The sequence below is a fragment of the Robertmurraya sp. GLU-23 genome (genome assembly GCF_052983275.1).
In genome coordinates this window covers 1-13,335 of sequence record NZ_JBRKCV010000027.1, presented here as the reverse complement: position 1 = coordinate 13,335, position 13,335 = coordinate 1, and the positions used below count along the sequence as shown (strand labels likewise).

The 13,335-nt window shown below is 40.2% G+C and carries 13 protein-coding genes; 9 read left to right on the top strand and 4 right to left on the bottom strand.

Annotated elements, in window-relative coordinates; translation table 11 throughout:
* Positions 1 to 12: 12 nt before the first annotated feature.
* Both ACVBAX_RS24330 and ACVBAX_RS24325 read right to left on the bottom strand, forming a co-directional pair.
* Complete coding sequence (locus tag ACVBAX_RS24330; RefSeq protein ID WP_447119471.1) at positions 13 to 1,932, bottom strand: heavy metal translocating P-type ATPase; 1,920 nt, start codon at positions 1,930 to 1,932, stop codon at positions 13 to 15.
* A 241-nt stretch (positions 1,933 to 2,173) separates the two neighbouring features.
* The gene (locus tag ACVBAX_RS24325) at positions 2,174 to 3,355 is read right to left on the bottom strand and encodes an MFS transporter (RefSeq protein ID WP_447119469.1); all 1,182 of its coding nucleotides are present in this window, start codon (positions 3,353 to 3,355) and stop codon (positions 2,174 to 2,176) included.
* Between the two features lie 141 nt (positions 3,356 to 3,496).
* Here ACVBAX_RS24325 and ACVBAX_RS24320 point away from each other — a divergent pair, with 141 nt between their 5' ends.
* Positions 3,497 to 3,889: an OsmC family protein gene (locus ACVBAX_RS24320; protein ID WP_447119467.1), complete on the top strand. Its 393-nt coding sequence runs from the start codon at positions 3,497 to 3,499 to the stop codon at positions 3,887 to 3,889.
* Positions 3,890 to 3,921: 32 nt separating this feature from the next.
* Here the strand turns inward: ACVBAX_RS24320 and ACVBAX_RS24315 are convergent, their stop codons facing one another.
* Positions 3,922 to 4,335, bottom strand: coding sequence for a pyridoxamine 5'-phosphate oxidase family protein (locus ACVBAX_RS24315; protein ID WP_447119465.1), 414 nt, complete (start codon positions 4,333 to 4,335; stop codon positions 3,922 to 3,924).
* A 91-nt stretch (positions 4,336 to 4,426) separates the two neighbouring features.
* Here ACVBAX_RS24315 and cax point away from each other — a divergent pair, with 91 nt between their 5' ends.
* The 3 genes from cax to ACVBAX_RS24300 all read left to right on the top strand — a co-directional run bounded on the left by cax (position 4,427) and on the right by ACVBAX_RS24300 (position 7,337).
* The gene (gene cax / locus ACVBAX_RS24310) at positions 4,427 to 5,485 is read left to right on the top strand and encodes a calcium/proton exchanger (protein ID WP_447119463.1); all 1,059 of its coding nucleotides are present in this window, start codon (positions 4,427 to 4,429) and stop codon (positions 5,483 to 5,485) included.
* Positions 5,486 to 5,825: 340 nt separating this feature from the next.
* The gene (locus ACVBAX_RS24305; protein WP_430776818.1) at positions 5,826 to 6,428 is read left to right on the top strand and encodes a YczE/YyaS/YitT family protein; all 603 of its coding nucleotides are present in this window, start codon (positions 5,826 to 5,828) and stop codon (positions 6,426 to 6,428) included.
* 84 nt (positions 6,429 to 6,512) lie between these two features.
* The gene (locus ACVBAX_RS24300) at positions 6,513 to 7,337 is read left to right on the top strand and encodes a YfkD family protein (RefSeq protein WP_430776817.1); all 825 of its coding nucleotides are present in this window, start codon (positions 6,513 to 6,515) and stop codon (positions 7,335 to 7,337) included.
* 56 nt (positions 7,338 to 7,393) lie between these two features.
* On the opposite strand, the gene yfkAB is transcribed toward ACVBAX_RS24300, so the two are convergent.
* The gene (yfkAB, locus tag ACVBAX_RS24295) at positions 7,394 to 8,512 is read right to left on the bottom strand and encodes a radical SAM/CxCxxxxC motif protein YfkAB (protein WP_447119460.1); all 1,119 of its coding nucleotides are present in this window, start codon (positions 8,510 to 8,512) and stop codon (positions 7,394 to 7,396) included.
* Positions 8,513 to 8,679: 167 nt separating this feature from the next.
* Between yfkAB and ACVBAX_RS24290 the strand changes: the two genes are divergently transcribed.
* The 5 genes from ACVBAX_RS24290 (at position 8,680) to pdaA (ending at position 13,001) form a co-directional block, all read left to right on the top strand.
* Entirely contained in the window at positions 8,680 to 8,865 is a 186-nt protein-coding gene (locus ACVBAX_RS24290) for an SE1561 family protein (RefSeq protein WP_119706735.1), read from the top strand.
* 168 nt (positions 8,866 to 9,033) lie between these two features.
* Positions 9,034 to 9,672 carry a hypothetical protein gene (locus ACVBAX_RS24285; RefSeq protein WP_447119458.1) on the top strand — a complete coding sequence of 213 codons (639 nt, stop codon included), beginning with the start codon at positions 9,034 to 9,036 and terminating at the stop codon, positions 9,670 to 9,672.
* A gap of 324 nt (positions 9,673 to 9,996) precedes the next feature.
* A complete protein-coding gene (locus ACVBAX_RS24280; RefSeq protein ID WP_447119456.1) occupies positions 9,997 to 11,547 on the top strand; it encodes a fumarate hydratase in 1,551 nt (516 codons plus the stop codon).
* 54 nt (positions 11,548 to 11,601) lie between these two features.
* The gene (locus tag ACVBAX_RS24275) at positions 11,602 to 12,126 is read left to right on the top strand and encodes a chloramphenicol phosphotransferase CPT family protein (protein WP_447119454.1); all 525 of its coding nucleotides are present in this window, start codon (positions 11,602 to 11,604) and stop codon (positions 12,124 to 12,126) included.
* A 65-nt stretch (positions 12,127 to 12,191) separates the two neighbouring features.
* The gene (gene pdaA, locus ACVBAX_RS24270; protein WP_119706740.1) at positions 12,192 to 13,001 is read left to right on the top strand and encodes a delta-lactam-biosynthetic de-N-acetylase; all 810 of its coding nucleotides are present in this window, start codon (positions 12,192 to 12,194) and stop codon (positions 12,999 to 13,001) included.
* The last annotated feature ends 334 nt before the right edge of the window (positions 13,002 to 13,335 follow it).

Below are 13,335 nucleotides of genomic sequence, written 5' to 3'. Positions count from 1 at the left end.
CCCCGGCTCTTTTTATGACTTTAATAATCGTAGACTGTTCAAAATAACAAGAATCGTACTACCTTCATGTCCGATGACCCCAAAAGGAAGGTCTAAAAATTGGAGGAAGTTTGAAGCAATTAACAACATAATGACAGTGATTGAAAAAATGACATTTTGTTTGATAATCCGATTCATTCTTTCAGACAGTGTAATGGCTTCGGCAATACGAGGAAGATCGTTCTTCATTAACACGATATCAGCTGTTTCAAGTGCAACATCGGAGCCTTCACCCATGGCAATCCCCACATTGGCGGTGGCTAAGGCAGGTGCATCATTGATCCCATCTCCAACCATGGCAACAGTACCAAAACGCTTTCGAATTTCTTTTAATTTTTCCACCTTTGTTTCTGGGAGGCATTCGGCAACATATTCATCTACATGACTTTCACCAGCGATCGCTTCAGCGGTTTTCTCACTGTCGCCTGTTAGCATGATGGTATAGATCCCTTTTGCTTTTAATAAATCAATGGCCGCTTTTGTTTCCTCACGTACCACATCCTTTAATGCAATAAGGGCAACAAGTTTCTCATTTTGATTGACAAAAACAATCGTTTTTCCTTCAGATGCGAGCTGTTTGGCTATGCCATTAGAAAAGCTTTCTGCCTCGATCTTGCCAACAAAGTCAGCTTTACCAATTTTCCAATCCAACCCGTCAACACTTGCTTTTATACCATATCCCGATACATCTTCAATGCTATCAGGATGACCCAGCATAGCTCGTGTTTCTTTCTTAACATAAGTAACAATTGCCTGAGCTAGTGGGTGATTCGAATGATTCTCAATAGATGCGACTGCTTGTAAAAGAGGCTGCCTTTCCATACCTTCGACAACAATGATATCTGTTACCTCAGGCTTCCCTTTTGTAAGTGTTCCAGTTTTATCAAAGGCAATGGCTTGAAGATGGCTAAGGTTTTCTAGATGAACCCCACCTTTAAAAAGGATGCCGTGCTTCGCGCCATTGGAAATGGCAGATAGTGTTGCCGGCATGATCGACGCAACTAACGCACATGGAGAGGCAACTACAAGTAAAATCATGGCCCGATAAAAGGTTTCCGTCCAACTCCAGCCAAGAACATAATGAGGAACAAACATCATAAGAACAACAACCGCAAGAACGACTTTTACATAGGTCCCTTCGAATTTTTCAATGAAAAGCTGAGAAGGTGATTTTTCGCTTTGTGCGGATTGAACCAATTGAATGATCTTTTGAAATAAAGTTTCGCTACTTGGCTTCGTGATCTCAACGGTAAGAGATCCATTTACATTCACCGTACCTGCAAATACTTCTTCGCCGATTCCTTTACTTACAGGAATCGATTCTCCTGTAATCGCCGCTTCATCTAAGTTTGATTGACCTTTAATAATTTTCCCGTCTGAAGGGACGCGCTCACCAGGTTTGACTAAAATATGATCGCCGATACGAAGCTCAGTTACATGAACCGTTGTCTCATGATTCCCGCGGATAAGGAGTGCCTCTTCCGGCTGAAGTTCCATTAAAGCGGAGATCTCCTTATGGCTCTTATTCATGGTATATGTCTCGAGTGCTCCACTCATCGCAAAAATAAAGATAAGAATGGCACCCTCTGTCCAATAACCGATAACCGCTGAACCAATCGCAGCAAAGATCATCAGCATTTCAACGTTCAATTCCTTGTCTGCAATCGTATCTTCTATTCCTTCCTTCGCCTTAGCAAATCCACCGATCACAAAAGCGAACAGAAAAACAACAATAGAAGCAGCTGACCAATCCATTTTTTCTAATATCCAACCAACCGCAATGAGAACCCCGCTAGTAATAGCAGCAATTAATTCAGCATGCGGCTTCATTTTTTCTAAAAAGCTTTCATTTGCTTCAATAGGTCTCTCTAAAGCCTTTAATTCTGTATTCATATTCTCTCCTCCATTCGTCTAATTGAGAAAAATAATCAAAGTCATTACCCCTAAAAAACACGAAAGCTGTCATCTAATGATGACAGCAGAATTGCTTGGGTTATATTTTATTAACTTCATCATACCATATATCTTACGAGGTAAGAAGGGTTTTGCTCATTATATTTTTCTCACTTAGATGGGGAGAGGATCTACCACATTTACATACATTATAATAGTTTTAATTTTAAAATTAGTAAAATCATGCATTTCTCTCACTCGCTAAGTTTACTTTCATCCGTTTCCCAAACACAACAATCACAAGGAAGATCGAAAAAAGAAGCGTACTGACGATATGAAAAAAGCTGATTTGTTGAAAGGCTTGAATAATGATTCCACCAATCGAAGGTCCTGTTAAGCTTCCCAGGCTAAAAGCGATCCCACAAAGCAAATTTCCTGTAGGTAATAAATTTTTTGGCATAATATCAGTCATAAACGCTATTCCAAGCGAGAAGGTTGAACCTACCACCATACCGGCTGAGAGGAAACAAATAAATAAACCAAGAAATGATTCTTCTAAAAAGCTCGCTGCAGAGAAGCTCGTAAATCCAAGAAATAAAATGACGATCAGCACTTTCCGGCGACCAAAGCGGTCACTAAGAATTCCAAGCGGTAGCTGTGTAATAATCCCACCAACTGCGAAAGAAGTAAGCAAGATAGACACTTCTGACACTTCAATACCAGACCTGAGGGCATATACTGGAAAAATTCCATTCAGTGATGATTCCAAGAAGCCATACGCAAGGGGTGGCAAAAAAGCTACCCAACCATACTTTAGTGCTTGCCCAAATCGTTTTCCCGTGTCTTTTAGTCCACCGATCCCCTCGTCATTCTCAGGGTACTCATTTTTTAATGCGAAAATAAACACCCATCCGACAAGACAAATGGCTGAGGAGATGATAAACGGAAGCGAGGGACTAATGTTTACAAGTGGTGTCATCAGTGGTCCTGCCGCAAACCCTATTCCAAAAAACAATCCGTATAAGGATAGATTTCTTCCTCTAGTTGCTTCAGGAGAAGAAGAAGTAATCCAGGTTTGTGTCGCAAAGTGAAGGGCGTGGTCACCTATACCAATGAAAAAGCGAAGCAAAAGCCAAAACCAAAAGTTCTGCCACAAAGGAAAAAGGGCAAGGGCAACAACAACCAATAATCCCCCAATTAAAATAATATTTTTATATCCGAACTTTCGAAGCGGCTGCTCCATAAAAGGAGAGGCTATAAGAATTCCTATATACAAAGCAGTAGCATTCATTCCGTTCATTCCTGAACTAATCCCGCTTTTTTCAAAAATAACCGCGACTAATGGAAGCAGCATCCCTTGGCTGAAGCCTGAAATCGCTACAATACTGACAAGGATCCAGAAAGCGTGTTTACTATTTTTCATATAATGTTTCTCCTCCATATTTCTTCTCCCATCATACAAGAATATTTCGGAGGTTGAAACAAAATTTTATCCTGAATTTCTTTATAAAACTGGAAAAATAGTGTAATCTCATGTGTATGGAAATCATATCGAGGTGAGCAAATGGAATTTCATATGAAGGATGTCGGGTTTTACACAGAAACTCCATACGGAAGATTAGATGTGGCAGGTGATGAAGCTTACGGATTCCGTCCTTATCAGCTTTTGGTTGCTTCTGTTGCCGTCTGCAGCGGGGGAGTTCTTCGCAAAGTGCTTGAGAAGATGCGCATGACCATTGAAGATATACACATTGCTACAGACGTTCAAAGAAACAAAGAGGAAGCCGATCGGGTCGAGGTGATCAAAGTTCACTTTACAATTAAAGGTGTGAACCTAGACGAAAAGAAAATTCATAAGGCAATGGAATTAACAAGGAAAAACTGCTCGATGGTTCAATCCGTGGTTGGAAAAATAGAAATCATTGAAACGTTTGAAATTGCTTCAAATGGTTCATAAAGGGGAGGGGCAGAATTTTTCTGCCCCTCTTTTTAAATGATTAGCTCTTCCGGCTCACTGCCTGCTTTTTCAAAATAAAGGATTCTTTGTGGCTTGAAAGCTAATAATACGTAATTCGGATCATCCGAGCCTGACATCCATTCAGCTAACGAGTCGTCCCAAAATCTTTTTCGAAGGTCTGGAGATTCCTCAATGGAGGCGGTTGCTTCCATTTCACAATAATGATGGGTAAAGCTTCCTGCTTCGAGACCGAGTAAGATGTGAACATTTGGATTGGCATTCATGTCATCTAGCTTATGGGTGTGTTTGTGAGTGGCTGCATATAATGTTAACCCATCGTGAAAAAAGAGCATAAATCGGCTAAACGGTTTCCCATCTTGAATCGTTGCCAGCGTACCAATCGCGTGTTTATCAAACATATGTAGTACTTTATCTTTTACATTCATGACGATCTCTCCTTTTAAGAAGCTATCTATAATCTGTCTCGTTACCGAGTTTTTATGACTGATAAATTTTACAGGGAAGAGGGAAGACATTATGGCAAATAAAGTGTTCTTGATATTAGTCCTTATTGGTGTGCCGTTATCGGTGATCGGAACAATGATGCACTGGTCTAGTATTATCATGTTTATCATCTACTGTTTAACGATTATTGCGTTATCTAGTTTTATGGGGAGAGCGACCGAGAGCTTGGCTATCGTTACCGGACCCCGAGTAGGAGGATTGTTGAATGCAACCTTTGGCAATGCGGTAGAGTTAATTATTTCTGTGTTTGCGTTAAAAGCAGGATTAACGGGTGTCGTTCTTGCCTCACTAACCGGTTCGGTCCTAGGAAACCTTTTGTTGGTGGCAGGACTTTCATTTTTTGTCGGTGGACTTAAATACAAAAGACAAACCTTTAATGTGTTTGATGCAAGACATAATTCTGGATTATTAATGTTTGCTGTGATTGTTGCATTTGTAATACCTGAAGTATTTTCAATGACCATGGAACCAACGGAAAAAATGTCTTTAAGCGTTGGCATCTCGGTGATTTTAATTCTTTTATACTTGGCGGCTTTATTTTTTAAGCTGGTTACTCATCGTGGGGTATATCAATCCTCGGACGAAGGTGAAGAACATGAGGAAGAGGTTCCGGAATGGGGAAGAAACAAAGCGATTGGAGTGTTATTTATTGCCACACTTGCTGTCGCATACGTTTCTGAAAATCTCGTTCATACCTTTGAAGTTGTCGGAGAAACCTTCGGATGGACCGAGCTTTTCATCGGGGTCATTATCGTAGCTATTGTTGGAAATGCTGCTGAGCACGCATCTGCGGTGATAATGGCTTATAAAAACAAAATGGATATCGCGGTAGAAATCGCGGTGGGGTCGACACTGCAAATATCGATGTTCGTTGCACCTGCACTCGTGTTAGTTTCTTTATTTTTCCCAACACCGATGCCATTAGTGTTCACTATCCAGGAGCTGATTGCGATGGCGTCGGCGGTGTTATTGTCGATTATCATCGCAAACGATGGAGAATCCAACTGGTTTGAAGGAGCCACCTTACTAGCTGCCTATTTTATTATGGGAATTGGATTTTATTTATTGTAAAGGCCAAAAAAGACTCTGTATCAAGAAACGGTACAGAGTCTTTTTTTTATTTTTTTTAAGTAATATTTACATTTCCAAGAATATGTTGGACAAGGTCGGAATAAAAAGATACAGACGCTTGTTTTCTAGTTTATCAACTCCCTCTTTATAATGATGGTTTCGTTAAAGAAGAGACGAATAACAAGATAAACTACAAACCTCCTTTTAAAAGTTTAAGCGAATGTTCTACTATCCTCCTTTGTTAGAATGTAAGCTAATTATAGCTCACAAAGTTATTTATGTAAATATTCAGAACATTACAATATTGTTACAATTTGGCGAAAGGGGGCTTATTTACTCGTTGTTTATACATCGCTTATCGTTCTATGTTGGTGGACTTGCTATTTTGACTTTAGGTGCTTCTCTAACCATAAAAGCTGATCTTGGTGCTGGCCCTTGGGACTCACTGAATGTTGGATTGACCCATTTGGTAGGGCTAACGGTAGGTGGTTGGTCCATCATTATTGGTCTACTGTTAATCTTCTTGAATGCGCTGATCAAGAAGACGATGCCAGAAGTGTCCTGTGCCATCACGGTAGCTATTAGTGGGATTTTTATTGATGGGTGGCTATTATTTGTGTTTGATGGGTTTCATCCAGTAGGGTTCTATCCTAAGTTAATAAGCCTTACCGTGGGAATCCTACTCATTTCATTGGGCATCGCTACGTATATACAGGCAAGATGGCCACTGAGCCCAATTGACGACTTTATGATTGCTTTGAAGGATAGATACAAGATTACACTCGGAACAGCCAAAACGATTGGTGAGGTACTAGCCCTATGCTTTGCTGTTCTCCTTCATGGGCCGATTGGGTTGGGTACGTTTGCCGTGGCACTTGGTCTAGGGCCGTTTATTGCCTTTTTTAGCTTGATGTGGGAAAGAGTTTTAATTAAGAGATGGTAGAAGTTTTTGGCAAATGGATAATTTGATGGAACTCCGAAAAAACTAATATCAAATCTATGAGTTAGCTGAAAGGAGTTCCACTACATGAGAAAGTTATTGTATGCGCTAGTCGTTGGCTTTCTTTTCTCGCTCTTATCTTTTTCCACCATACACGCTGAAAAACCAGCTGCACCTGAAGCAAAAAAAGAAAAACAACAACAAGTTCAAGTTCCAAACTCAGTACTAAACATTACAAAAGAAAATACATATCCAAACCCAACGCAGGATATGCCGACCTTGCAACCTAGTGAACTGACTAAGGATTTAATTGAATCTTCTAAAGTGAAAATTGAAAACCCAGAATTGATTCGCATGTTAAATGAAACGACTGTGAACAGTACACCGTTTGCTGTCGGTTACCGTGCAATCATTTACTTAGGACAGTGGCCGCTAAATTATGAATCAAGTGAAACGGCACCGAACTGGGAATATCAAAAAATTAATACGAATTATGTAGACAATCGTGGAGGAAATACCAATTACCAAATGCATTATGTCCAAGAAATGCAGAAAATTGTACGAGGTGGATTAACATCCAAGGTGGCTAATGCAGAGGATGTTAAGAAAATGATGCTGTTAAAGGCTGCAGAAAAAACAGGTCTTCCTCTCGCATTTGAAACGGTCGTAGGCGGGGGAACGAAAAAGGATCAAGTTTACAATGTACCACCGAAACGCCTTGGCTATCTGTATGGTTACGCACCAGCTGTGAATGAAAAAGGAAAAGTCACTTACGGTGAAGTGTATATCATGCTTAAAGGCAGCAAAAAAATGATTGTAGTGAAAAACGTAACGTCGCAAGGAATAGGTGCTTGGATTCCTGTTCAGGACCATGTTTCATTTGGATTCATCGCACCAGATAAGCCGAGATAAGTGTAAAAATGAATAAAAGGGTCGATCACTAAACTTGGTGATCGACCCTTTCATTGTTAAATGAGAGCTTTCCGAGTAGAAAAATCCATGTCTTTATAATAGCTATTTTTCACTAACACATTCGGTCCTAGGCATCGAGCGGACGGACAATGGCAACTTAAGCTTTTGGCCAAATCCGTCTCAAGCCATTTATTAAAAATGCCAGGTAACTCATCGGTTTGAATATTTCCAAGTGGTGGAGTATCGCCGAAATCCGTTACGATGACATCCCCTGTGAAAATATTAATATTGAGTCTTGAGCGTCCATCAGGATCATTGCGGACAGATACATTTTTTGCAAGACTAAGCTTTTGTAAAAGAGCTTGATCTTCTTCACTTGTGTTACACGCATAGAATGGTAACGTTCCAAACAGCATCCACACCTTTTCGTTTCGGAAGTCAAGTAATCGGTGAATCGCTTGGCGCATTTCGTCTAGCCCGAGAACTTCTAGATTGGATGCGAAGTCAGAAGGGTACATCGGGTGAATTTCATGACGTTGACACTTCATTTCTTCAACGATCTGCTCGTGAATGCTTTCTAAGTAGGGAAGAGTCCGCTTATTCAGCATCGTCTCCGCTGATACCATCACTCCTGCATCGACCAATGCACGGCTGTTTTCAATCATTCGAGCAAAGAGTGCGGCACGTTGCTCACGAGTTGGTTTCTTTTCCATCATCGCAAATCCACCATCGATAAAATCATCCACTGTTCCCCAATTATGCGAAATATGGAGAACATCTAAATAGGGGCTGATTTTATAATAACGTTCAATATCTAATGTAAGATTTGAGTTAATCTGAGTACGAACCCCACGTGAATGGGCATACTCAAACAAAGGAAGCACATAGTTCTCAACCGACTTCAGTGATAGCATAGGTTCTCCACCTGTAATACTAAGCGAGCGAAGATGTGGTATTTCATCAAGCCTTTGAATTAATAAGTCGATTGGCAAGCCCTTAGGATCCTTTGGCTGCAAAGTATAACCAACTGCACAATGCTCACAGCGCATATTGCAGAGTGTGGTTGTTGTAAATTCTATATTTGACAGGGTCATTTTCCCGTGTTGTTCTACATCCATATAAGCTTCCCAAGGATCATACTGGGGAGTGATGGTTGGTTTGTTCATTGTCTTCATCGATTCTCTCCTTTTTCAAGATCATCCTTAGTTATTATCAATTTGTATGATGAATCTGTCAATCCATGTTCAACTTCTTTGAAAAATGGGGAAAATAGAAGCAAACAGCCTTGAAAGTTGGAAGGAATTTCTGTAGGATGAAAAACGAGTGAAAGGAGCGAGTCGAATTGGGTAACAAAGTAAGCGATAAGAATTCACAGGTTACATTTTTAAAACAACGATTAAATATGTTTATTGAAGTATTGGATGCGATTGAGCCAGAAAATACAGAGCTGGAAGATATCGATCGTCTAATTGAAATGATTGATGATTTAGAATCAAAATGCCGAGAATTTAATAACCGCGATCAATAAATGACAAAGTGTAGCTTAGTGAAGCTGCACTTTTTTCTATAATGAAACTTATGTTTGATGTATTCGTACATATATATAGAAAGGATGTGGAGAATGTTGAATATGGGAGATTTGTTATTTCAGATTTATCGAATTGCTTGATCAGGAAAGAAAGAGGGAATAACTTTTATGTTAAGTAGGAGTCAGTTTTCGATTATATTAGGATTTGCCATCGTTCTTGGGGTCATTGCGGCATTGGTTGACATTCCATTGTGGATATTAATTGTAATCATTTTATTGATTACTATGGCAGTGAGCTATTTGCCCATCATGATCAACCTCTATCTAACGGACAATATGAAAAAGGTGGAGAGGTTTTTAGAAGCTAGACTGAATCAGCCTATCTTTCATTTTTATTATGCGTTAGCAAACGGAGATGACTTTCATGTAGAAAAAGCACTTCGTGACGTACGTGAAAAATATAAAAAAGGTCATTATTATACAATTTATTCTGTTACATATGCTGCGTATAAAGGAAAGTTAGTGGAGGAAAGAGACTCCATTGCTCAGATCAAGCATCCAGCGTTGCGATTGTATTATGAGGGGCTATTGGCGATTGAGGAGGAAGAGCTGGAGCGTGCCTGGCAACTCGCTAAGGAGCAGAAGAAACCTTGGATGAAGGAAGCGATAATAGTGGAGGTTGCAGGTAGACGTGGGGAGAGGGATCTCGAAATCAAGCACCAGCAGGAAGCGATTCGCTTGACGCATGGGCTTCAGAGGTACTTGTTGGTGAAGAAGTATGGGGTTGCGGGTGAAACTCGCGGATAAAAATAGGATTTTCTATGAAAGCCGACCTCGATGTGGCCGTGATACTCACGGCCGTTTTTTAATTTCCAAGAAGCGAATTGAACAACTCGCCGAAATAATCATCAAAGTCGCCGATATAATAAAAAACTCGCTGATAAATCCTCTAAACTCGCTGATTTATTACCAAAACTCGCCGATAAACCCTTCTACATCAAACACTCCTTACCTGTAACCGATTCCATCTAAACCCTTTTCATCAAATCGTGATAGGAGTATAATATGTGTGGGGAAATGTTGAAACATTCATACTTATTTTTTTAGATACATGGGGAAGGGGAACCAGTCATGAATATCGAGAAGTTTCAGGAAAGTATGTATCAACTCATCGTAGAAACATCAACAAGGCTGCCAAAGGATGTTCGACGTGCCATTCGTGCGGCGAAGGAAAAAGAGAGCGCAGGCACACGCTCAGCAATGAGCTTAGCAACAATTACAAACAATATTATGATGGCAGATGACAATGTGTCGCCAATCTGTCAGGATACAGGGCTACCAACGTTTAAAATTAAAACGCCTGTTGGAGCCAACCAAATCGTGATGAAAAAAGCAATTAAAGAAGCAATTGCCCAAGCAACGAAAGCCGGAAAACTTCGTCCAAACTCAGTGGACTCTCTTACCGGTGATAACAGTGGAGACAATCTTGGAGAAGGTACCCCTGTTATCAAGTTCGAACAATGGGAAAAGGATTATATCGACGTGCGCCTGATTTTAAAGGGTGGCGGTTGTGAAAATAAAAATATTCAATATAGCTTACCTGCAGAGCTAGAAGGACTTGGTCGCGCAGGTCGTGATCTAGATGGAATTCGAAAATGTATCATGCACTCGGTATATCAAGCACAAGGACAAGGCTGTAGCGCTGGTTTTATCGGTGTCGGTATCGGGGGAGATCGAACATCTGGTTATGAACTAGCAAAAGAGCAGCTATTCCGTTCGGTAGACGATGTGAATCCTAACGAAGATCTTCGAAAATTGGAAGAATACGTGATGGATCACGCGAATGAATTGGGAATTGGTACAATGGGATTTGGTGGGGAAACAACTCTCCTTGGTTGTAAAGTAGGTGTCATTAACCGTATCCCTGCGAGCTTCTTCGTATCTGTAGCGTATAACTGTTGGGCGTATCGCCGTTTAGGAGTAGAAGTGAATCCAGAAACAGGTGAGATCAACAGCTGGATGTATCAAGAAGGAGAGAACGTAGATTTTGCTGCGGAACAAGAAGCGCAAGCACAAACAGCGGCTTCTCAAGAAATAGAGAATCGCGTGGTTACACTTGAAGCGCCTATCTCAGAAGAGCAAATCCGTGAACTTCAAGTGGGCGATGTTGTCAAAATTAATGGAATGATGTACACGGGGCGCGATGCCATTCATAAATATTTGTCTGACCATGATGCACCGATTAGCCTTGACGGACAAATCATTTACCATTGTGGACCGGTTATGCTAAAGGATGGCGAAGGCAAATGGCATGTTAAAGCGGCTGGCCCAACAACCAGTATTCGTGAGGAGCCTTACCAAGGAGATATCATGAAGAGATTTGGTATCCGTGCAGTTATTGGAAAAGGCGGAATGGGTTTAAAAACTCTAGCTGCCTTAAAAGAACACGGTGGCGTGTACTTGAATGCAATTGGGGGAGCAGCACAATACTATGCTGATTGTATTAAATCGGTTGAAGGTGTAGACCTTATGCAATTTGGAATTCCAGAAGCGATGTGGCATTTAAAAGTAGAAGGTTTTACAGCAGTTGTGACAATGGATTCCCATGGAAACAGCTTGCATCAAGATGTGGAAAAATCATCTTTAGAAAAGCTAGCTAATTTCAAAGAACGAGTATTTTAATATAGAATCGAGTGCTGTAGAAGCACTCGATTTTTTACATAACGGGAGGGGAAAATGAAGGGGAATATTATCTTTTTAAATGGTGTATCAAGTGCGGGAAAAAGCACATTGTCAAAGGAAATCGTCAAGCTTCTTCCTAACTATTTTCATTTTAGTGTGGATGAATTTGACACAATCATTGAAAGGATGGAAGAACGCGGGACGGACCGTCTTATCCCTGTCCCTACAGAAACGTTTTTCCATCGGTCGATTGCTATGTTTTCCGAACAGGGCATAAATCTGATTATCGACCATGTGCTACACGATCAAGAAACGATCACAGATGCTTATCATACATTGAGAGACTATCCCATCTATTTTGTTGGTGTTCATTGTCCTGTGGAGGAATTAGAAAGACGTGAAATAGCACGTGGAGATCGAAGAATTGGACAAGCAAGACTACAACTTCAATTTGTTCACCAACAGAATGAAGAATATGATATAGAAGTGGATACTTTAATAAACGATCCGATGAAAAATGCTCAAGCCATTGCTGAATTTGTTTTAGCTAATGAAGCTTCACTCGGTTTTTCCAAATAACATGAATGATTTTCCCTCTAATTACGGACAATAAGGAAAACTTGTACTGTGAGAGGGGACTACAGATGAAAAAGCTGTTAGCCATCCTTTTTTCCTTATTGCTTAGCTTTTCGACCATCGTCTCAGCAAGTGTCTCCAATGCTCCGATTCATTGGGGCTTTAAAAAATCTTCGAATGAAGAACCGGTCGAAGCCGGAAAAGAGTATGATGAGCTGTTAGAGAAGTACGGAGCCTTTTATAAAGGTGATCCAAAGAAAAAGGACATATTCTTAACATTTGATAATGGCTATGAAAATGGGTATACAGCCAAAGTGCTTGATGTGCTGAAAAAAGAGAAAGTACCTGCCGCCTTTTTTATAACTGGTCATTATTTAGAAAGCGCCTCTGACCTTGTGAAGCGGATGGCTGATGAAGGTCATATTGTTGGCAATCATTCGTATTATCACCCAGATATGACGACCGTAAGCGACGAAAGATTTTACAGAGAGCTTGAAAAAGTTCGTGCAGGTACCGAAGAAATTACTGGTGTTAAACATATGGTGTACCTTCGTCCACCTCGAGGAGTATTCAGTGAACGTACCCTTATGAAGGCTAAGGAAATGGGCTACACCCATGTTTTCTGGTCTCTCGCTTTTGTTGACTGGTACCGCGACGACCAAAAGGGATGGCAGTATTCTTATAATAATGTGATGAAGCAGATTCATCCGGGAGCGGTACTGTTGTTGCACACGGTATCTAAGGATAATGCGGATGCTTTAGAAACAATCATTAAGGATTTAAAACAGAAAGGTTATACCTTTAAAAGTTTGGATGAGTATACTCGCGGTGAGGCAATGAAGGATCCGATCTTTAAGATTAGGAAACGAAATAAATGATAAATTGCGATGCGGATATCTTTGATGTCCGCAATTTCTATGTTTTATCAAAATAAAAGAAAAAGTTATTGTGTTTTATCGTGAAATTATGTAAGATATTCTTCGGCTTCAAAAATTTGAAGTCTCTTTAAAAAATAATTAGAAAACAGAAGTTGACTTCTGCGAATTAAGATGATATAGTAATACATGTAGCCGACAACAACGACTTGAAAAAAACTTCCGAAAAAAGTTTTTCGTAGAAGTTGACAACGGTGAAATGATATAGTAAGATAATCAAGTGCTTAATTGAACCTTGAAAACTGAACAAGACAACAACAAACGTCAACGTTTTAAC

Bases quoted from the DNA above. Each gene is read 5' to 3' on its own strand.
- ACVBAX_RS24330 (WP_447119471.1), bottom strand. From the start codon at position 1,932: ATGAATACAGAATTAAAGGCTTTAGAGAGACCTATTGAAGCAAATGAA.
- ACVBAX_RS24325 (WP_447119469.1), bottom strand. From the start codon at position 3,355: ATGAAAAATAGTAAACACGCTTTCTGGATCCTTGTCAGTATTGTAGCG.
- ACVBAX_RS24320 (WP_447119467.1), top strand. From the start codon at position 3,497: ATGGAATTTCATATGAAGGATGTCGGGTTTTACACAGAAACTCCATAC.
- ACVBAX_RS24315 (WP_447119465.1), bottom strand. From the start codon at position 4,335: ATGAATGTAAAAGATAAAGTACTACATATGTTTGATAAACACGCGATT.
- cax (WP_447119463.1), top strand. From the start codon at position 4,427: ATGGCAAATAAAGTGTTCTTGATATTAGTCCTTATTGGTGTGCCGTTA.
- ACVBAX_RS24300 (WP_430776817.1), top strand. From the start codon at position 6,513: ATGAGAAAGTTATTGTATGCGCTAGTCGTTGGCTTTCTTTTCTCGCTC.
- yfkAB (WP_447119460.1), bottom strand. From the start codon at position 8,512: ATGAAGACAATGAACAAACCAACCATCACTCCCCAGTATGATCCTTGG.
- ACVBAX_RS24285 (WP_447119458.1), top strand. From the start codon at position 9,034: ATGTTAAGTAGGAGTCAGTTTTCGATTATATTAGGATTTGCCATCGTT.
- ACVBAX_RS24280 (WP_447119456.1), top strand. From the start codon at position 9,997: ATGAATATCGAGAAGTTTCAGGAAAGTATGTATCAACTCATCGTAGAA.
- ACVBAX_RS24275 (WP_447119454.1), top strand. From the start codon at position 11,602: ATGAAGGGGAATATTATCTTTTTAAATGGTGTATCAAGTGCGGGAAAA.
- pdaA (WP_119706740.1), top strand. From the start codon at position 12,192: ATGAAAAAGCTGTTAGCCATCCTTTTTTCCTTATTGCTTAGCTTTTCG.